17 protein-coding genes are annotated in these 20,951 nt (G+C 41.0%); 6 read left to right on the top strand and 11 right to left on the bottom strand.

The genetic code is table 11. The features are described from left to right. Positions 1-371: 371 nt before the first annotated feature. On the bottom strand, positions 372-1,061 hold the full coding sequence (locus B3317_RS14890) for a Crp/Fnr family transcriptional regulator (RefSeq protein WP_291113011.1): 690 nt from the start codon (positions 1,059-1,061) through the stop codon (positions 372-374). An 85-nt stretch (positions 1,062-1,146) separates the two neighbouring features. Further along, positions 1,147-1,821: a Crp/Fnr family transcriptional regulator gene (locus tag B3317_RS14895; RefSeq protein WP_291113013.1), complete on the bottom strand. Its 675-nt coding sequence runs from the start codon at positions 1,819-1,821 to the stop codon at positions 1,147-1,149. Positions 1,822-1,936: 115 nt separating this feature from the next. Here B3317_RS14895 and B3317_RS14900 point away from each other — a divergent pair, with 115 nt between their 5' ends. Together B3317_RS14900 and hcp are read left to right on the top strand one after the other, a co-directional pair. Beyond that, a complete protein-coding gene (locus tag B3317_RS14900) occupies positions 1,937-2,800 on the top strand; it encodes an ATP-binding protein (RefSeq protein WP_291113015.1) in 864 nt (287 codons plus the stop codon). A 22-nt stretch (positions 2,801-2,822) separates the two neighbouring features. After that, positions 2,823-4,463: a hydroxylamine reductase gene (hcp, locus tag B3317_RS14905; protein WP_291113017.1), complete on the top strand. Its 1,641-nt coding sequence runs from the start codon at positions 2,823-2,825 to the stop codon at positions 4,461-4,463. 463 nt (positions 4,464-4,926) lie between these two features. Here hcp and ccsA read toward each other — a convergent pair whose 3' ends face one another. The 5 genes from ccsA to B3317_RS14930 form a co-directional block, all read right to left on the bottom strand. Next, complete coding sequence (ccsA, locus tag B3317_RS14910; protein ID WP_291113020.1) at positions 4,927-5,712, bottom strand: cytochrome c biogenesis protein CcsA; 786 nt, start codon at positions 5,710-5,712, stop codon at positions 4,927-4,929. Next, on the bottom strand, positions 5,699-6,961 hold the full coding sequence (locus tag B3317_RS14915; protein ID WP_291113022.1) for a cytochrome c biogenesis protein ResB: 1,263 nt from the start codon (positions 6,959-6,961) through the stop codon (positions 5,699-5,701). Before B3317_RS14915 ends, ccsA begins: the two co-directional genes overlap by 14 nt. Before the next feature lie 78 nt (positions 6,962-7,039). Then, a complete protein-coding gene (nrfA, locus tag B3317_RS14920; protein ID WP_414647511.1) occupies positions 7,040-8,539 on the bottom strand; it encodes an ammonia-forming cytochrome c nitrite reductase in 1,500 nt (499 codons plus the stop codon). A gap of 42 nt (positions 8,540-8,581) precedes the next feature. Next, entirely contained in the window at positions 8,582-9,166 is a 585-nt protein-coding gene (gene nrfH, locus B3317_RS14925; protein WP_006801300.1) for a cytochrome c nitrite reductase small subunit, read from the bottom strand. A 119-nt stretch (positions 9,167-9,285) separates the two neighbouring features. After that, complete coding sequence (locus B3317_RS14930) at positions 9,286-10,437, bottom strand: porin (RefSeq protein ID WP_291113024.1); 1,152 nt, start codon at positions 10,435-10,437, stop codon at positions 9,286-9,288. Positions 10,438-11,030: 593 nt separating this feature from the next. Here B3317_RS14930 and B3317_RS14935 point away from each other — a divergent pair. Continuing rightward, positions 11,031-13,169 carry a S9 family peptidase gene (locus B3317_RS14935; protein WP_291113026.1) on the top strand — a complete coding sequence of 713 codons (2,139 nt, stop codon included), beginning with the start codon at positions 11,031-11,033 and terminating at the stop codon, positions 13,167-13,169. Between the two features lie 170 nt (positions 13,170-13,339). On the opposite strand, the gene gap is transcribed toward B3317_RS14935, so the two are convergent. Further along, positions 13,340-14,344, bottom strand: coding sequence for a type I glyceraldehyde-3-phosphate dehydrogenase (gene gap, locus B3317_RS14940; RefSeq protein WP_006801304.1), 1,005 nt, complete (start codon positions 14,342-14,344; stop codon positions 13,340-13,342). A 476-nt stretch (positions 14,345-14,820) separates the two neighbouring features. On the opposite strand from gap, the gene B3317_RS14945 reads away from it, so the two are divergent. From B3317_RS14945 to B3317_RS14955, 3 genes are read left to right on the top strand one after another with little or no spacing between them, the layout of a single operon-like run. Further along, entirely contained in the window at positions 14,821-16,278 is a 1,458-nt protein-coding gene (locus B3317_RS14945; RefSeq protein ID WP_291113029.1) for a lipopolysaccharide biosynthesis protein, read from the top strand. A 4-nt stretch (positions 16,279-16,282) separates the two neighbouring features. Next, positions 16,283-17,281: a glycosyltransferase family 2 protein gene (locus tag B3317_RS14950; protein WP_194224990.1), complete on the top strand. Its 999-nt coding sequence runs from the start codon at positions 16,283-16,285 to the stop codon at positions 17,279-17,281. Next, complete coding sequence (locus B3317_RS14955; protein WP_291113032.1) at positions 17,278-18,084, top strand: LicD family protein; 807 nt, start codon at positions 17,278-17,280, stop codon at positions 18,082-18,084. Before B3317_RS14950 ends, B3317_RS14955 begins: the two co-directional genes overlap by 4 nt. Positions 18,085-18,089: 5 nt before the next feature. On the opposite strand, the gene B3317_RS14960 is transcribed toward B3317_RS14955, so the two are convergent. The 3 genes from B3317_RS14960 to rimO are packed head-to-tail and all read right to left on the bottom strand — an operon-like array spanning position 18,090 to position 20,951. Continuing rightward, the gene (locus B3317_RS14960) at positions 18,090-19,355 is read right to left on the bottom strand and encodes an HU family DNA-binding protein (protein WP_291113034.1); all 1,266 of its coding nucleotides are present in this window, start codon (positions 19,353-19,355) and stop codon (positions 18,090-18,092) included. Beyond that, on the bottom strand, positions 19,348-19,638 hold the full coding sequence (locus B3317_RS14965; RefSeq protein WP_291113036.1) for an HU family DNA-binding protein: 291 nt from the start codon (positions 19,636-19,638) through the stop codon (positions 19,348-19,350). The genes B3317_RS14960 and B3317_RS14965 overlap by 8 nt, the downstream gene beginning before the upstream one ends. Positions 19,639-19,655: 17 nt before the next feature. Beyond that, positions 19,656-20,951, bottom strand: coding sequence for a 30S ribosomal protein S12 methylthiotransferase RimO (gene rimO, locus B3317_RS14970; protein WP_291113038.1), 1,296 nt, complete (start codon positions 20,949-20,951; stop codon positions 19,656-19,658).

The following is a 20,951-nucleotide window of genomic DNA, read 5'->3' on the forward strand; positions in this document are numbered from 1 at the left end:
AAAATAGTCCGAAGCAGGTAATACCTGCTATTACTAATATCACGGTAAGCATATTCTTCTTTTTTAGTTATACATATAAAATTCTCTTAATTGTTTCTTTTCTATATGCCATTTATATGCCAAAGAAATGTCTTGATGTGGAATGTGTTGTTGGTTAGTGTGTTATGGCGAATTTGGCGTGACGGCTAAATCGGAATAGCCTATCATAATGAGAGGGATATTCTCATTATGATAGGCTATTAAATTATGGCTTGTTAGGAATCCTTTATATTTTCAATCTCTTGAATGGTATGTTTTTCATCTACAATGATCTTTTACATCCATTTGTCAAACCGGTAATCAAAGCTGTGTCGGTACAGATGAAAAATCTGTCAGACGTATTTCAGTAAAGAAGGAATAGACAACAATTCCACATTTCTGCCATCTATCTTTAGTAAACCTTCGCCAGCCATTCTTTTTATTTCATTGGCTAATGCCGGCCGGGTCACACTCAGATATTCGGCCAATTGAGTCTGATTGTGTTCCATTACAGATAATGTGTCGCTCTGTTTGTGCTCAAACAGATAATAGATAAAGCGGCTTCTGATGCTCTTATAAGATAATATCCGTAATCTGCTTACCGTACAGGCATTACAATTTCCGGTAAGCCTCAAAAAGTTTTTTAGAAGCTCGGGCTCTGAACTTATCAGCTTAAATGCAGACTCTTTCGTCGCTTTAAATAAAATACCATCTTCCACAACAGTGAAGGTAGCGGGAAATATACTATTCCCGTCAAACAGATGAGGGGTAGCAAATGCCCGTGGGCCTATAAGGTTTTCCACCTTGACGTTATTACCCGACACATCGATAATGTTTACCTCAAGATTTCCTTTCAGCAAGATGTACATGTGCAGGCAGGGCGTGTTCTGACGGATAATAATTTCGCCTTTGGATATTTCGGTCACAGTATAATCCAACCTGTCTAACAAAGTCTTTTTTGCATCCTCATTCAATCCCCTGAATAAAGGGATTTTGTGGATGATATTGATTTGTTGGTCGGTCAGGTAATTATTGTGCTCCATCAATCTTGTACTTTAAGGTTTATCAAAGATAATTCTAGTTGTTTATTTTACAAAAAGAGTTACAGCTTTTTAGCAAGCATGTTTCTTAAAAACGGACAATATGGATCAATCTGTTTTTATCCGTTATTGTAATCATTTTTTTATCGGCTGTTAACAATCCGTCGTGCTGCATATTTGAGAGTTCACGTTCCAGCGATTGGCGCGAAACTCCGAAGTATTCAGCCAGTGCACTTTTGGTTTTATCCAGTTCTATGGTATCCTCCTGTTTTATTTTCGATAAGTTAAGTATATATACCGCCAGTTTCTGACGGATAGTCCTGAAAGACATAAAATGAAGCTTCTTACTTAACCGGGATGCGAAGTCGGCAGATATATCCAGATAATTTTTTAATAGAGTCTGGTTCATACTCAGCATTCTGAGCACCGATTGTTTTGGTATCACCAGTGCGGTGACATCCTCCCGTGCTATTGCCTGCACCGGGAAACGGTTATCCGGTCCGAATAGAAACAGGATGGCAAGAGGGCTTGGCGCATATATGTCTTCTACTTTCACTACCTTTCCTGAAGGGTCGGTCATTTCACCCTTTACGCTGCCCGAAAGTAGTATAATGAGCCTGTTACATAGTTCATCCTGTAGGGCCAGGACCTCTCCTTTTCTAAATTCTGTTTCGGTAATTTTCAGTTCCGAAAATATCATTTCTATTTCTGCTTCATGTATTGAACGAAAAAGCGGAATCTTTTTTAATGCTGTTAAATCCATATCCTAATCTGTGTATTCAAAGATAAAGATATAATTATTTTGGCTAACGTCGCATATGTGACATATTTCAAACGTACTACCAACTTAATTTTGTAAAAAATAAAAAGGGTAAATAATGAAAAGAACGATCATAAAAATAGATGAAGAACTATGTGACGGTTGTGGTGCCTGCGTATCAGGTTGCCATGAAGGAGCTTTACAGCTTATCAATGACAAAGCCGTTATGATTAGTGATCTCTATTGCGACGGTCTTGGTGCTTGTATAGGAGAATGTCCCGTCGGTGCTATTACTCTCGAAGAACGTGAAGCTGAACCCTATGACGAGTATGCTGTGATGGAACGCATGCTCCCGAAAGGGGAGAAGGTAATACTCGCTCACCTGAACCATCTGAAAGAGCATGAGGAATACGAACTGTTACATCAGGGATTGGAGTATCTGAAAAAGCATAATGTGAAAGTGAACTTTCCTGCCGAAAATAAACAAAACTCAATTACGCAGGACAAACCCGCTTGCGGCTGTCCGGGCAGCATGATGCAGGAGATTAAAAGGCCTGCCCCATCCGGATTCACGATGGCTGCGCCTGTGATAGTACAACCATCCGAACTGAGACAATTTCCTGTACAGCTTCATTTACTAAATCCGAATGCCGGATTTCTTCGAGGAGCCAATCTGTTACTGGCTGCCGATTGTACAGCGTTTGCCAGTGGCGAGTTCCATAGCCGTTTCCTAAAAGGCAAGGCTCTTGCTATTGCCTGTCCTAAGTTAGACAGTAATACGCAATCGTATATAGATAAGTTAATTGAGATGATTGATGAGGCCCAAATAGATACCCTTACCGTGCTTATCATGGAGGTTCCGTGTTGCGGAGGATTAGTACGGATAGTACAGATGGCAAGGGAAGAGGCTGAGAGGAATGTCCCTGTGAAAGTAATCGTCCTTTCGGTGCAGGGCGATGTGAAAAAAGAAGAATGGATATAATCACTAACTAAAAAATATTATCATGGACATGTTTTGTTTTCAGTGCCAGGAGACAGCTAAAGGCACAGGTTGCGCATTAATGGGTGTGTGCGGTAAAACTCCGGAAGTTTCGAATATTCAGGATTTACTGTTGTTTGTAACCAGAGGGATCGCTGTATACAACAACGAGTTGAGAAAAGAAGGGAAAGCTTCATCTACAGCGGACAAGTTTATTGTTGACGCTATGTTTATCAGTATTACCAATGCTAACTTCGATTTCGAAGCGATAAAGGAGAAAGTAAAGGAAGGTTTATCATTGAAAGCAGAATTATCTGCCCGGCTGGGAAATACATCTATTATTCTTCCGGACGAATGTACATGGAATGGCGATGAATCCGGATTCATGGACAAAGCACTTGAAGTAGGAGTGTTGCGTACAAAAGATGAAGATATACGCTCGCTGAAGGAACTGACGCATTACGGGCTTAAAGGTATGGCAGCCTATGCCGAGCATGCTTATAATCTGGATAAGACGGATGATGAGATATACATGTTTATGCAGCGCGCATTAGCTGAAATTACGAGAGAGGATATCTCTGTTGACGAACTGGTCGCTTTGGCTCTCGAAACAGGTAAATACGGTGTACAGGTAATGGCATTGCTGGATGCGGCCAATACCGGACGATTCGGGAATCCTGAAATTACACAGGTAAATATCGGTGTGGGAAAGAATCCGGGAATTCTTATCAGCGGACACGACCTGAGGGATATTGAAGAACTTTTACAGCAGACCGAAGGTATGGGAGTAGATGTTTACACACATAGCGAGATGTTGCCGGCGCATTATTATCCGCATCTGAAAAAATATAAACATCTGGTCGGTAATTATGGCGGTGCATGGTGGCAACAAAAAGAAGACTTTGAGTCGTTTAACGGGCCAATCTTATTCACTACGAACTGTATCGTACCTCCTTCCAAAAATGCGGCATACAGAGGGCGGATATTTACCACAGGTGCTTCAGGCCTTGATGGTGCAAAACATATACCGGAGCGTAAAGACGGGCAACAGAAAGACTTTTCGGAAATAATACAAATGGCGAAAAACTGCCAGACTCCGAAGGAAATCGAAAACGGAACAATCGTAGGAGGGTTTGCCCATGCACAGGTAATGGCATTAGCCGACAAGGTTGTGGATGCTGTAAAATCGGGTGCAATAAAGAAATTCTTTGTAATGGCAGGTTGTGACGGACGTATGAAAGGCCGTAATTATTACACTGACTTTGCAGAGGCATTGCCTAACGATACGGTTATTCTTACCGCCGGTTGTGCCAAATACCGTTACAATAAACTGCCATTGGGCGATATAGGCGGTATTCCGCGTGTATTGGATGCCGGACAGTGTAACGATAGTTATTCATTGGCAGTTATCGCTCTCAAGCTGAAAGAAGTATTCGGGCTGGAGGATATTAATGACCTGCCTATCGCCTTCAATATAGCATGGTATGAGCAAAAAGCGGTAATAGTGTTACTTGCTCTGCTTCATCTGGGAGTGAAAAATATACACCTCGGGCCAACTCTTCCGGGGTTCCTTTCTCCGAATGTAGCGAAAGTACTGGTTGAGAATTTCGGAATCGGCGGTATATCTTCTGTTGAGGAGGATATTGAAATGTTCCTTGCCAGCTAAGGATATCAGATAAGTATATAATAAAAGCCGGATACATTAATGTATCCGGCTTTTATTTTGCGATTATATGGGGGTATTAATCTGCTGTTAAGATTATTAGTGTTGTATAAAATTGTTGTTTTTTTTCAGCTACGCGCAATCAAAGATTGCTTGTGTTCCTTTTGGCCAAAGCCCCAAAAGGAACCAAAAATGCTTTTACGCCCACTTTATGGGCCGACCCATAACGGACTTAAAGGCTAAACGAAAAAACTCGCTCTGAATAGAGTATAATACGAATCGGTCGATAAGCTCAAACACGTTTTCGTTTTTTAGCCTTTTACTTACTTTTGGGCAATGCCAAAAGTGAGGACAAGCCCGGCAGGGCGCGGCAGACATGAACTGAAAAATAAAAGTTTTTACAAACAACGCTTATATGATAAAAAAATCGAACCTTTTTTCAACTTATTAATGTGGAAGAACTTTCTCAATTTGAATAAACATGAATACTATTCTGTGCGGCAGGAAGATAATTGACGCCGATCCAGGTAATCATAAGTAAAACAAACGCGATTGGCAGCATCCATAAAACAAACTTAACATGATATTTTTGCAGCCGCATATGGATATAGACTAAATATCCCGCCGATGTAATAAACGCCCATGTCTCTTTCGGGTCCCACGACCAGTAGTGTCCCCATGCCTCCTTTGCCCATACTGCTCCCATGAGCATTCCCAGTATGAGGAAGCCGAAACCGATATAAACAACATTATCCATCAGCTTGTACAGGTTATCATCCAGCCTGTCTTTTTTCAGATTTACCAACTGAATAATAGCAGCAATGGTCGCAGCCCCAAGCATGGCATAGGATAAAATATAGACTGTAACGTGCGGCACAAACCAATAGCTTTGGAGGGCAGGCATCAGATTGGTCGAATGTATTTCCGGCTTGAATATATTTACACAGACAAAAACGCAGGCGACCAGGCTGGAGAATGACAACAGCCATTTATATTTCCAATGCTTGTATGTAAAATAACCAACTGTTGCCAGAAAGAATGAGTACCATAACCGGGTTTCACCTATTGTACGGAGCGGAGGGCGTTCCTGTCCTATCCATAAGCCGATGATAAACGTGGCAAAAATAGCAATGCCGGCTATCATTAGTCCTTCTACGATAAATGTTTTCTTACATTTATATACCAGTGCTCCTGCGCTTATCCAGCAAATCATTGCAGGTATTGCAAACCAAAGAAATTCATCCCAAGTCATCTTCCGCCTTTCTTTTTTTGTTTCCCGACCATAATAAACAGATTGAACCTACGGATAATAGAATTATTCCGGCATAGACAGGATAGAGCCACGGGTCGTATACCAGTTCCATACTGCTGTATGTGGACATTCTGCCGGCCTGATTGTCATATCCGTACTGGTAGATAGTCCAACTGCCTATTCTTAAAGGTTTATTTACTTCCAGAACCGCGTGCTGTTCGCTTCCGTCTTCCATGAATACATCTATGTCCGACAGGAATCTCTTTGGCTCGGGTTGTGTCATTACAATACAATATTGAGAGTCGAGAGGTAATGTCATATATAACTGTGCCATATTGCCTCCGCATACCCATCCTTTACGCATCTCGCCTGTTTGTTTGTTCCTTGCCGATACTTTTGCTGCCGGACTGGAGCCGGGCATAGGCACAGCCTGATAAGTACTGTCACTGTTGCGTACTGCCTGATGGATATATTCTTCAAGTCTGATATCCCATTTATCGAGTGTGCCGTTAGGCCTCTTTTCGTCTATCTGGAAATAATCAGGTTTGTTTTTAGGCTGTGATTCGCCGCTTTCCCTGTCTATTATTGTGAGTTTAGGCGGGTATTCTTCCATCTCGAAATCATTGAGCTGTATGGCGACTGGAAGTTCCAGCACATCTTTGTTTTCGCTATAGACACGCCATTCCACTTCACCTTCGCGGACATGCATTACATATCTTTTTATATCGGCGGCTCCCAGCCCTGCGGCAAAAAGGAGAATCCAGAGCCCTATATGATTGAAATAGAAAGCATAATCCTGCTTGCGGAAAGCGACCAGCCTTCTTACAATCAGTGAACCTAAGGAAATCAGCGTAAGGAAATATATCAGAACGAAAGGCCAGCTGCTTGTTACCTGCCTGAATCCAAGCACCGTGAATATATCTTTATCGTGAGGATCGAGACGCGCGAATTGCGGAGTAAGTCCCATTATCAGCCCCAATACCAACAGCGTGGCAATGAGGGTTACCGAAAGCGGAACACCCGATATCCATTGGTAGAAAGCACTTTTGCGGGCGAATGAGAGTAATATGAGAAATGCTATTACCGCGCCACCGAGGATAAGGTTGACCGGAGCCTGTAGCAGGTAAAAGTCAAACTTTCCTACTGTAATCTGAAGCATAAAACCAATGAAGACAAAACCTGCCACAAAAGCAATACTTTCTTTGTACCGCCACGGGAATTGCCACATCTTACGTTTTCCTTGTTCCATATGTATATGAAGAGAAGAAAGTACCTGAAGTCTTTCTCAGACACTCTCTTCTTTTTTATCTGCCGTTTAAGGGCCTGTTTAAATATTTGCTGTTAATTTCCCTTCTTTTTTAGCTTTTTCGAGCCATTGAGGAACTACTGTTTTTATCCAGTTGTCTTTTTTCTCTTTCAGGGTCTTCATATCCAGCCCGATGTATGCCTGAGCCTTATCTTTGGTAGATATATCCGGCATCTGCATATCGGTTACTCCATGGCTGAACAGTACTTTCTGCAATTCAAGCTGGGCAAGCATTGTTTTGTCGAGGCTGTGAGCCAGTATCCGCTGGGTTTCCACCGGAGCATGGAAGGACGCTCCGTGAGAAGCTACCGCGAAATCCCAGCGCCATTGCGCCTGACGAAGCAATTTGAGCGAAGCTGCCATTTCTTTGTCGTCTGCCCCTTTGTCCCATGCTGTTTTAGCCATGATGTGAGCTTTCGACAGTTCCTGTTCTATACGATCGCGGATTTCTAATGCTTTATCCTGATATTGGTAAACATAGTTTTTCAGGTTCTCTTCGCTGTCTCTGTGACAGGTCTGGCAGGTATTCGCTACATTCTTCAACGGGCTCATCACCTGATGGTTCGAGTATTTTATACCGCCTTCCGACATGTATGGCATATGGCAATCGGCACATGATAGGCCACGTTGTGCATGAGGTCCCAGCAGGAATATTTCATAATCCGGATGTTGGGCTTTCAGCATAGGAGTTTTACTTAATGCATGTGTCCAGTCTGTAAATTCTGCTTCGTCGTAATATTTCTCCATCGCTTCCACAGTCATGCCTCCATCCCAGGGGAATGTCAGATATTTATTATCTTTTGTAAAATAATATTCAACATGGCATTGCGCGCAAACCAGTGACCGCATTTCCTGAGGTGTGGCCTGAGTGATATCTTTTCCCTGACGTTGAAATGCTTCTATTAATGCCGGACGGGTAATTGTCAGATTCATCGTAACAGGGTCGTGACAGTCTGCACAGCCGATAGGGTTTACTACCTCCGCACCCCAATCACTCCATTTGGCTTTATAATAGTTCTCAATACCTTTTTCGTGCATCAGGCGTGGTACATCGGGGCTTTTGCATGTCCAGCAAGTACCCGGCTGCATATCGCCCTCTCCGTTTTCGGGACATCCTGTACGAAGCGTATTGCGTACGTCCTCGACGGCATGCATATGTCCGCGCGGTGCGGAATAGTCACGCGAAAAAGCGTATCCGGCCCATAGGACTACCATTTCGGGACGCGATTCCAGTACATCTTCGGGCATATTGCCCAGATGCTTGCTTTTGAAATCCATATCGGCAGTCTTTTTCCACGTATTATACTCTCTCGGGTAGTTTATGCCCCATTCTTCATTGTGAGGGTTTATCCCGGTTATCTCTATTTTCTTATTGTTGTACAGTGTAGCTATTTCGGCACGGCGTTCTGTTATGGAGGCAGCCAGGATGCCTAATGCAAACACTCCTACCATGACAACGGCAAATATGCCCCATCCGATAATCGGTTTCCGTTTGATTGCTTCTGCTAATTTCTTGAACATAATTTATAGAGTTTTTAGTTGTTTATTTTTATAGGTTTAGATTCAGTTTTTATTCATTCTCTTCTTCAGCCACTCCGGTACGGGTGAGGCGGGTAGGGGAACAATCGCGTTAGGCGAGGAGGACAAATTGCTTATCTTGGAATGGGGCACTTGTGTGTGGCAGTCCCAGCAAGCTTTGCCTTTGCCTTCCTGTACATCGCAGTAACTTATCATACCTGTATTTACAAATTCCGTATTGAGTTGCGTGTGGCAACGGATGCAGTTGTCCATTATCACCCCGTAGCTTTCGTCCCGTGGACGGATTACCTGTGGCTCTCCATTTATGGTAAATACGGCGGCATGGTAAAGCCCGTCTTTAGCTTTAAATGCATATTTATTGAGGATATTATCCTGCGGTACGTGGCAGTCGTTGCAAGTAGCCCATTGCGCGTGCGAACTATGGTTCCATGACTGGTAGTATGGAGTCATAATGTGGCAGTTGATACATGCTGCGGGATCGTCCGAAAGGTAGGAGTGAGCCCTCGACATATAGACTGAGTATCCTCCCAATCCGACTATAATACCTCCTACGACAAACAGAGGTACTATAAACTGGTTAGGTATATGGCTCAGGAATTTTTTTATCATGGTATACTAATTTAAGGTCACAGACCTATTTGTTACTTGTTATGTAAAAGAATAACAGTGATTTATGATTTTATATTGTATCATTAAATACTATCTTTTACTTAGTGTTTAAATTTTCCTTAAAACGCAATTTGCAGTTGTGCTATCACTACATTTGAATTTTGCGCATCCCATTTGTTCGAATAGTCCGAATAAGTATAGTTGAGTTGTACCCGGCACTGAGGATAAAAATAATAATTTATTCCGACAGTATAATCAATTACCTCACTATTAATATCTTTATTCCTGTTATAGTAATCGGCTTTTAGTAAGGCGTTCAGTTTTTTTGGAACAAGGTAATACAGCCCCATGGCATAAACTCCTTCCTTTTCTATTCCACCATCGTTGCCATTTATCCATTCGGCACGGGCATTGAAACGTTCCGATTTATAATCCGCGCTCACATACCATCTGTCGCGTACATGATCGGATATCACTGTTTCTCCGGCTTTGGCATATGATGCCTGGCCAAAGTAGACTCCTCCTCCGACTCTCAGTCCTTGTACGGGTTGGAGTAATAGCATTCCGGCAAAGTCTTTAGCGTTGTTCGTCTCCCCGGTAGTAACACCTGTTCCCTGGAATACTCCGCCGGAGTATTCCAACAGGTTATGCTTTTCCATAGGGAAAAGTTCTCCTGAAATCATCGCTCCGGCGTCGCGTCCGAAATTGTTTTTATTGTTTTGTTTTTTCAATACGTCGTCCTCTCCGGCATATCCTACCAGATTGGATATGGTACGGGAATAAGCTGCTGTTTCCAATGTGGCCGGTACATACTGGCTTTCCAGTGTGAACGGGCTCTTGAATTGTCCTACTTTGAAATTGAACTCTTTGGCTGCCGTCCATTCTCCCCAGAATTCCTGAACCGATGGATTTACCATCTCTAAGAGAAAACCGTAGCGGAACGAATCGTTTAGTTTTCCACTTACCGATATAAACAGATTTTTAGCTTTGAAGTCGTTGTGTATTTTGTCTACATCGGAGTATCTGTACATTAACTGCCCGTTTCCTCCAAACTGCATATAAGGAGTATTGAAGGCTTGCCTTACTTTTTCTACTTTCTGAGGAAGGGTTGCTTTTTGTTCTTTATTTGCCGTTTCTTTTTTAATTTCATCGGCTTCAGACTGGGTAAGTACATTTTTTTCAACCAGTTTCTTCAGTAACTCATCAGATTCCTGCGCATAGAAAGTGCTGAATGATAAGCAAAAGATTATAAAAACAAAAAATTTCTTCATTTCTACAAGTATTAGATATTTCATTATACAAAATATGCGAATATTCTGCAAAAAATGTGTAATATTTATTACACATTGGAAATGAATGTTTATTACAGAGTAGATTTTATAGCGATCAGAATGGTTTGTTTGTTGAGAAAATTTATCTATATAATAGCTGATAGCTTTTAGCTTATAGTTCATTGAAGTATTGATAAGCCCCCTCAATCCCCCAAGGGGGACTTACAATGAGGGTAAAAAGTAATAGGTAGAAAAAGTGTTACCTTTGTTACTTTTTGAAGAAAGGTACAAGTAGACAAGATACGAGATACAAGTTGTTGGCTGATGACTGTTTACTGTTTACTGAAACAAGTGTTACTTTTGTCACCTTTTAACAAATTGAAGGTGTTGAGTAATAAGTACTAAGTCTATTGGTACTGTTAATTGATAAAAGCTAATTAGCTCCGCTGACTGTTGGTTCTTAATTATTAATTGCTTTCTGTTACCTTTTTTCTTATTTGTATGGATGTTATCCAAAACATATTTTGATAAGAAAAAAGAACAGCGTAATTTTAGAGGAGTTTATAAATGTTAACAAATAAAAAGCAAAGAGTATGAAAAAAGTATTGTTTTCCACTCTGATTCTATTCATTTTTATGTCGTGTACAACAAATAATAAAAGCGGCTTTAAAGAGGCAAAAGCCCCGATAGCCGAAAAGAAAGAACATCTCCGTATTATACACGGGGATACTGTAAATGATGAGTACTACTGGATGTATGACTTTTTTGGTAAAGGGCCGGACAGCACATTGGTGGTGGATTACCTGAAGGCGGAGAATGCCTATCTGGATACTGTAATGGGTGGTACAGCCGGTTTTCAGGAAGCATTGTTTAATGAGATGAAAGGCCGGATAAAAGAAACGGATGAAAGTGTTCCGACCTTCAAAAACGGTTACTATTATTATACGCGAACCGAAGAAGGGAAGCAATATTATAAGTATTGCCGGAAAAAAGGAAGCCTCGAAGCCTCGGAAGAGATATTACTCGATGTAGATAAAATGGCAGAAGGGCATTCTTATTACGCTGTCGGCGGCATTTCAATCAGTGAAGACAATAAACTGATGGCCTATGGTGTGGATGAGGTTAGTCGCAGGCAATACACTATCTACTTCAAAAATCTGGAGACAGGTGAGGTTTATAAAGAAACGATTCCGAATACAAGCGGAGGAGCTACATGGGCGGCAGATAACAAGACTGTATTTTATACGTCGAAAAATCCGGTAACCTTATTGTCCGAAAAAATCAAACGGCACACCTTAGGCACGGATGCATCTTCGGATGTAACTGTTTATGAAGAAACGGATAAAAGTAATTATATAGGAGTGGGTAAAACCAAGAACCGGAAATATATCTTTATCCAGTCACAGGCAACCTTATCTTCAGAAACATTCTTTATTGAGGCCGATAAGCCGATGTCTGCCTTCAAATCATTCCAGCCAAGGATAAAAAATGTATTGTATGATATAATTCCTTTGGCCGACAGGTTTCTTATCCTTACCAATAAGGATGCGAAGAACTTCCGGGTAATGGAATGCTCACTGGATAAAACAGGTGTGGACAACTGGAAAGAATATATTCCTCACCGAGCAGATGTATTGCTGGAAAGTGTTGATGAATTTAAAGATTTTATCGTGCTCGAGGAACGGAAGGAAGGGCTTGTAAAGCTTTGTGTACGCAGCCTGAAAGACGGGAAAGAACATTATATTGATTTCGGAGAGCCTACTTATATGGCTTATACGGCTTCGAATCCGGAATACGAAAGTAATATCGTCCGTTATGGCTATACATCTATGACTACGCCGAGTTCCACATTCGATTACAATATGAATACCCATGAGAAAACGCTCATGAAAGAGCGCGAAGTAGTGGGAGGGTATAATAAAGAGGATTACCAGACCGAGAGATTGTATGCTACGGCCAAAGACGGAACAAAAGTGCCTATCTCGCTTGTGTACAAGAAAACAACAAAGAAAGACAGTAAAACTCCATTGTTGCTTTATGGCTATGGAAGTTATGGTGCCAGCATGGATGCTTCTTTCAGCAGCAATCGCCTGAGTCTTTTAGACAGAGGATTCATATATGCGATAGCTCATATTCGCGGAGGTCAGGAAATGGGGCGCCGGTGGTACGAAGACGGTAAACTGATGAAGAAAATAAATACATTCACTGATTTTATCGACTGTGGCGAATTCCTTGTGAAAGAAAATTATACGAGCAAGGAGCATTTGTATGCTCAGGGCGGTAGTGCCGGAGGGCTTCTTATAGGCGCGGTTATAAATATAAATCCGGGACTTTGGCATGGAGTGATTGCCGATGTGCCTTTTGTGGACGTGGTGAATACCATGCTGGATGAAAGTATTCCTTTGACAACGAATGAGTTTGATGAATGGGGGAATCCTAAGGATAAGGATGCGTACTTCTATATGAAAAGTTACAGCCCTTACGAAAATGTAGAGAAGAAAGACTATCCGAATATACTTGTCACCACAGGTTTGCACGATAGCCAGGTACAATATTTCGAACCGGCCAAATGGGTGGCTAAGCTAAGGGATATGAAGACCGACAATAATGTACTATTACTGAAAACGAATATGGAATTCGGGCACGGCGGAGCCAGCGGCCGGTTCGACTATCTGAAAGATATTGCTTTGGATTATGCTTTCTTATTCACATTGGAGGGAATAGACAGGTAGGGTTATAAAAGATAAGCCCTGCTGTATGGCGGGGCTTTCCGTTTAAAGGCAGAGGGAAAAATATACTACCGGTATTCTTCCGGCACATTTTGATGCTCATGGTTCTCTATATATAATAAAAAAAGAGCAACCTTCCGGCTGCTCTTTCCTATATATTAAGTTATCGTATATTATGCGTTAACTTTAGCCATGTGAGCGATAAGCTCAAGCATTTTAGTTGAGAATCCCCACTCGTTGTCATACCAGCTAACAACTTTAACGAAAGTTGGGCTCAATTGGATACCAGCTTTAGCGTCGAAGATAGAAGTACGTGCGTCTCCGATAAAATCAGAAGAAACAACAGCATCTTCAGTATATCCGAGAACACCTTTCAATTCGCCTTCAGAAGCTTCTTTCATAGCTTTACAGATATCTTCGTAGCTGGTTTCTTTAGCAAGACGGGCAGTTAAGTCAACAACAGAAACGTCAAGAGTAGGAACACGCATTGACATACCTGTAAGTTTTCCGTTAAGCTCAGGGATAACTTTACCTACAGCTTTAGCTGCACCTGTAGAAGAAGGAATGATGTTACCAGCAGCAGCACGTCCGCCTCTCCAGTCTTTAGCTGAAGGTCCGTCTACTGTTTTTTGAGTAGCAGTAGTAGCGTGAACTGTAGTCATCAAAGCTTCTACGATACCGAATTTGTCATTCAATACTTTAGCGATAGGAGCAAGACAGTTTGTAGTACAAGAAGCGTTAGAAACGAATTGTTCACCTTTTTCGTATTTATCGTGGTTTACTCCGCAAACGAACATACGAGTATCGTCTTTAGAAGGACCAGACATAACTACATATTTAGCACCAGCGTCGATGTGACCTTGAGCTTTAGGTTTTTCAAGGAAAAGACCTGTAGATTCTACTATATATTCAGCGCCGATTTCATTCCATTTCAAGTCAGCAGGATTTTTCTCAGCAGTTACACGGATAGCGTTTCCGTTTACTACCAATTTGCCGTCTTTTACTTCAACTGTACCATTGAATTTTCCATGAACAGTATCGTATTTTAGCATATATGCCATATATTCAACATCGATAAGGTCATTGATACCAACAACTTGAATGTCACTTCTGCCTTGTGCAGCACGGAATACCAGACGACCAATACGTCCGAATCCGTTAATACCTACTTTAATCATTTTGTTTTTAATTTTATAGTTAAATAATCGAGTATATCCTATTTAAACGCTTTAGTAGGAATAAAATATTTATGTTATAAAACATCCTTTTTTAAAAGCTGTACAAAAATAACAAATAATTTGGCATGAAAGAAATTTGTTAGTCATTTTTAATGACAAATTATTTGTTATTCTAAGTGATAATCACGTTTTTGTCTGTTTTGCAATGTCTACTTTACTATTTGATGTTTTTAGTTAAAAAGATCATAAAAATGCATAATCTTTATCTATATAAGAAACGCTCAGCATCTCGTTCTTTGAAAAATTGATAAATGAAAAGCAGATACAGAATATATGATAAAAAATATATGTAAAAGTTTGTTTACTGTTTATTTTTGGATAAATAAATCCAATCTTCGGTGATTGTTAGCAGCAAACTATTGACCATAAATTGAAATAGTTATTAACTTTGTGGCCAATAATTGTATTACGTGTAAATGGCAGATTCTCTTAAAAGGAAAACGAGTGTAGCTTTATTCTGGAGCTTTGTTGATAAAGGCGGACAGCAGATCATTACGCTGGTTTTCTTTTATATTCTCGTCCGTCTGATATCAAAAGAAGATATCGGGACGGTAAATTTGCTGGCCATCTTTACCATTATTTCGGGCATGTTGCAGGAAAGTGGTTATTCATCGGCACTGGTCCGGAAAAAGGAAATACATCCCGAAGAATATACCTCCGTTTTTTATTTTAATATAACAATCAGCCTTAGTCTGTACACAATTTTATTTTTTTGTGCGCCTGTCATCAGTTGGTTTTATGAAAAACCTGTATTGACAGATCTGGCACGTTTTGTATTCCTGGCCTTTGTCTTCAATGCATTCGCAATTATACAGAATGTGAATCTGGTGAGAGAAATGAATTTTAAACTCAATACGCGGATTACGCTTGTTGCATGGTGTGTATCGGGATTGATAGCAATATTGATGGCGTACAACGGATACGGAATATGGAGTATGGCTGCCCAGCAGGTTTTACAAAGTTTTATAAGAAGCTCATTGTTATGGATTTTTGTAAAATGGAGACCAAGCGGGAAATTTGTTTTCCTGCATATAAAAAAAATGTCGTCTTATAGTATAAATCTGTTGATATCCGGACTGTTTGGACAAATATGTAACAATATATCACCCTTGATTATCGGTAAGAAGTTCTCTATACCCCAGGTGGCTTCATACAGTCAGGGTCTGAAGCTGACAAATATACCGCAATCGGTTATCAGTGACGGGATTCGGAGCGTGGCTTATCCTCTGCTGTCGAAGATAGGAGAAGATGACGAAAGAAGCAAAAAGGCATACCGGAAAGTTATGCGTATAACATCCTTTATCTCTTTTCCTGTGGCTATGCTACTCATCGTTACGGCGAGTCCGATAGTTTCTATCTATCTGCCTCCCGAATGGACGGATGCAATCCCCATATTGCAAGTATTGGCTATTGGAGGGGCTTTCTTGCCTCACTTCGGCCTTATTTCATCACTGCTCCAATTTAAAGGAGAATCGAAGCTACTATTAAAGATTGAAGTGTGTAAAAATGTACTTATACTGGTTGCAATCGCTATCGGCGTACAATTTGGTATACAAGGACTGGTAACCGGATTAAGCCTTGTAAATGTGCTGGCTTTTTTTTCAGGCATATATATTGCCGGAAAACGTATCTCATACTCATTTATGGAAATACTCAAGGATACGATACCATACGTCATTATATCAGTGGTTTCATTTACTCCTTTTGTACTGCTTCATATGACAGGACTGGAAAATGTATTTTTACAACTCATTATTCCCGCTATTGTGGGAAGTTGTGTTTACCTTCTGATAATGAAGGTCTTTGGCTCAGTTATTATGCGGGAAACAATCGATTTTGTGAAACTCTCTTATAATAAAACTTTTAAACGATAATAATATGCCTAAAGTTTCCATACTGATGCCTGTTTATAATGCCGGACAATACTTGTCGCAGGCCATAGACAGCATACGCTCGCAGAGCTTTAAGGATTGGGAGCTGATACTTGTCAATGATGGGTCTACTGACGATAGTGAAGCGATTATATGCGGCTATAATGACAATAGGATATATTATGTAAAGAACCCTGTAAATTTGGGGTTGATAAAGACGCTCAATAAGGGTATCGACCTATGTGGAGGTGAATACATCGCCCGTATGGACGCGGATGACATCTCTTTCCCCGAACGATTGAGGATACAGGCAGACTTTCTGGATATTCATCCCGACTATCTGATGTGTGGGACTAACGCCTCCGTTATCAACAATGAGGGTAAGAGAACCGGAAAAATAAGAAATCTGCCGGATAATGATTTTTTGCAAATCAATCTTTTATTCTCACCGCCGTTTGTTCATCCTACTGTAATGATTCGCCGTGAAGTATTGGAGAAGAACAGATATGATGAAGCATATAAGCATGTGGAAGACTACGAACTCTGGTGCCGGATAGCAAAACAGGGAAAGATCGCTAACCTGAAAGACGAGTTGTTTGCTTATCGCTGGCACGACAGCAACGTATCCGTACTGAATAACGAGATACAGGATAGGCTGAAAGATAAGATTATCTCTGATGAATTGGGAACATTGGATATTGTGCCTACCGGGCAGGAGTTGTATTGTCATAAAGTAACTTTCCGGCTATATCGTATGGGAAACCGGCAAGAGATATCCGTCTCGGATTTCAATGATATTTCTGCTTGGTTTTCGAAACTTATCCGGAAGAATGCGGTTGCGGGCAGATACAACCAAGAAGACCTGATCGCATTTCTTTGGGCACGCTGGATTGTCCTTTGTATGTCCGGGAAGAAGTACAGAAAAATGATACCTTCATTTGCTTCACTAAAACCATCTATATTTATAAAATTATTGAAACTTATACTATTCCTAAAGAATAAATGAACGAAACCGAAGATTTAAAAGCAATATACAATCCTGAGGGATCTGAACTAAGGACGTTACAGTTAAAGATGCTCGATATACTAGTTGTAGTAACAGACATCTGTGACAAACATAATCTGCCATATTGGGTCAGCGGAGGGACATTGTTGGGGGCTGTCCGTCACAGAGGATTTATTCCGTGGGATGATGATATTGATATTGAGTTGCTTCGCCCCGATTATCTGGAACTGCTAAGAATTCTACCCAAGGAACTGCCGGATAATCTCTATCTGCAAACACCTGAAGAGAAAAGCTACCGATTACTCTTTTCCAAGGTAAGGGACAGGTATTCTATCGTACATTCCGAAGAAGAGAATATGGCAAGATATAAGGAAAAGGGAATCTTCATTGATATTTTTTCTGAGGAGAGAAGCTACAGATGGATGAAGGATATTGTAGATTTCTTTTATGGCAGGGCTTTCAGGCGATTGAAAAGAGGAAGGCCGTTCCACTCATTAAAGTTCTTCTACGAATATGCCACTTCGTTAGTCTTATATCCTGTAGGAGTCCTGCTTATATGGATTGCCAGAGGAATCTGTGCTATTACCAAACCGGACAATATATTACATAGCTATGGCATAGGGAACTCAACCAACCATAATGCCCGGTATATGTTCCCTGTGGGAAAAGTCACATTCGAAGGTAAGGAATTCTCCGCCCCGAAAGAAGTGGATACATACTTGAGAAAACAATACGGAGATTATATGACCGTTCCCCCTAAGGAGAAGCGTGCCACACATTTTTTAAAGGTAGAATATCTCTGATATTATCAGATACCCATCTCTTTAAATAACTTCGCCTCACGCTGTTTGGCTTTCTCTATCGATGCCGGATTCTTCGGATCAATCCCGTATTTGGATGGAGCAGGTATTATCAGTTTAGTCCCGAGTGCAATATTATTCGCGTTTTTGATGACGTCCTTATTTTCTTCATAGATATAGACCCAAAAAGATTTATGCCCGTAGTATTCCAAAGCTATGTTCCGAAGAGTATGCCCACTTCGTATGGTTTCTGTTGCCAGTGGTTTGGATGAGTCTTTAACCGGCTGGGCAGCAATCTTTACTTCTTCATTCTTTGGCTCGGCTTTCGGTAATTTTGTTTCCTGCTGAGGCTCATTTTTTGTTTCTTGGGCAATGCCTTGTATCTGGGTCGAATCTTGCTTCTGAGCCAGTGAGTCGGCGGGTGATTTCTTGTCAAAAACAATTACGACTTTTTTACTCTTATCCACAGGAGGTTGTCCTGTTAAAAATGCAGCCAGCTCCTGAAAATAGTATCCGCCAATGGCAAACGCCGCTAAAATAAGTAGTATTACAAAACCCAAAGAAATAAAGCGCCTGCGTTTAGACTTCTTTCTGTGATTGTAGAACATAGATTCAATATCCGTGCTGGCGGAAGAACTCCTGGGAATCGCTGCTGCTGCCACCGGAACTGTTTTATTCCGAGTTATTTCGGAAACACTTTCTCCTGCGTTCTCTTCTTCGGAGTTTATTTCGGCCTCTTCTTTAGCTTCTGTTATGGCAGACTCTGCTTCTGTATCCGGAATCGGAATTTCTTTTGCTATTACGTTTGCTTCTGTCGCTTTTATCTCTGATTTCTCAGGAATAGTGATATATTCTGTAATTTCCTCTTCAATAGAAATTGTATCGGTACTATCGTCCTCCTCTTCGGCAATGTCCTCTTCGGTTTCACTCTCCATATTCTCAAAAGAAACCCCATCTTCAAGAATAACACTCTCGAAATGGGCAAAAGGCCGGTTGATAGCTTCTTTTAATGATTTATCAGGATTGAAACTAAGTTTATAATGGGCCGGAATCTCGATAGCCTCCCCTGTATTCACATCCACACTTTTGCGTGCGTTTACCTTTACCAGTTTGAATACACCGAAGTCCTTTATGCGCACCGGATCATAACTCTCGATACTCTCTGAGATGACAGCAATGAGTTCCCGTAAAAAGGTTTCCGCCTCCTTTTTCGCTATTCCCTGTTTTTTTGCCAGAAGGTCAATTAAATCCTGTAGACTAAGCCGCTCATTCATTTACTTCCAGATTTTTAAGGTTATCTTTTATTGTTTGTCCCGGACGAAATGCCAGTGAGATTTTAGGAGGTACAAGGAAGCGCTGTTTTGATACCGGGTTAACGGATATCCGTTCTCCTTTTTTCTTCGCTTCAAAAAGACCGAACCCCTGGATATTGATGGAGTTCCCGTCTTCAAGATTGCTATTAATTATGGAAACAGTAGCTTCCAATACTTCTGTCGTCTGCCGTTGTGTCCATCCTAACTTTTTAGCCAGTGCTGCTATTAATTCCTGGTTTGTCATAGCATTTGTATTTAGATTTAAATCACTTCTCCATATAAATCGAATGGCTGGGCACCCGTTATCCTGACACTGTAAAAGTCCCCGATATTAAGCGTTTTATTTTTCTTAATCAAAACTTCAGGGTCCACTTCGGGTGAATCATACTCAGTACGGCCGATATAATAGTCTGATTCTTCCCTGTCTACAATTACTTTAAGGGTATTCCCTATTTTCTGTTCGTTTATATCAAGAGCTATCCGTTCTTGCAGAGCCATCAAAACATCCATCCGCTCCTGCTTTACGGCATCTGATATTTCATCCCTGTAATGAGCATAGGCATATGTTCCGTCTTCATGCGAATAGGGGAAAGCGCCCATTCTGTCGAAACGTACATCCTTTACAAACTGGAGAAGTTCTTCAAAGTCCTTATGCGACTCTCCCGGATGCCCCACCATAAGGGTAGTACGGATATGAATACCGGGAACTTCTTCCCTGATACGCTTTATCAGGTCGTATGTCTGCTCCTTTGTTATATTGCGGCGCATCTTCTTCAGCATATTGTCGCTGATATGTTGCAACGCTATATCCAAATATTTACACACATTATCATTCTCGCGCATCACCCGTAGCAGATCGTAAGGGAAATTTGCCGGATATGCATAATGCAGACGTATCCACTGCACTCCTTCAATTTTTGCTATGCGATCAATCAATTCAGGTAGTTTAGCCTGTTTGTAATTATCCAAACCATAGAATGACAGATCCTGTGCAATGACCTGAAATTCTTTTACACCCGAAGCTACCAGATGCCTGACTTCATCCTCGACTTCTTCTATCTGCCTGGACTGATGCTTTCCTGTCATAATCGGAATAGAGCAATAAGAGCAGGCACGATTACAGCCTTCCGAAATTTTCAGATAAGCATAATGCGAAGGAGTAGTGATATTGCGTTCCAATGCCAACTCCTTATGATATGATTTACCCAAATCAGAAATAAGGGCTTTCCATCCAAATTTTCCGTAAAAGCTATCTACTTCGGGTATTTCAGCCTTTAATTCCTCCATATACCTGTCGGTAAGACAGCCCATTACAAACAGCTTATTCAATTTTCGTTCTTTTTTAGCCTCTGCAAACTCAAGAATCATATTGATAGATTCTTCCTTTGCATCACCAATAAAGCCACATGTATTTATAACTACAATTTCTCCTTCCGACTTATCCGGATCATGTTTTACGGTGTAGCCGTTTGCCAACAATTGTTTCATCAATAACTCGGAGTCTACCAGATTCTTAGAACAACCGAGCGTGATGACATCTATTCTGTTTTTCTTCAT

The organism is Dysgonomonas sp. UBA7710 (assembly GCF_002482385.1).
Classification (GTDB): domain Bacteria; phylum Bacteroidota; class Bacteroidia; order Bacteroidales; family Dysgonomonadaceae; genus Dysgonomonas.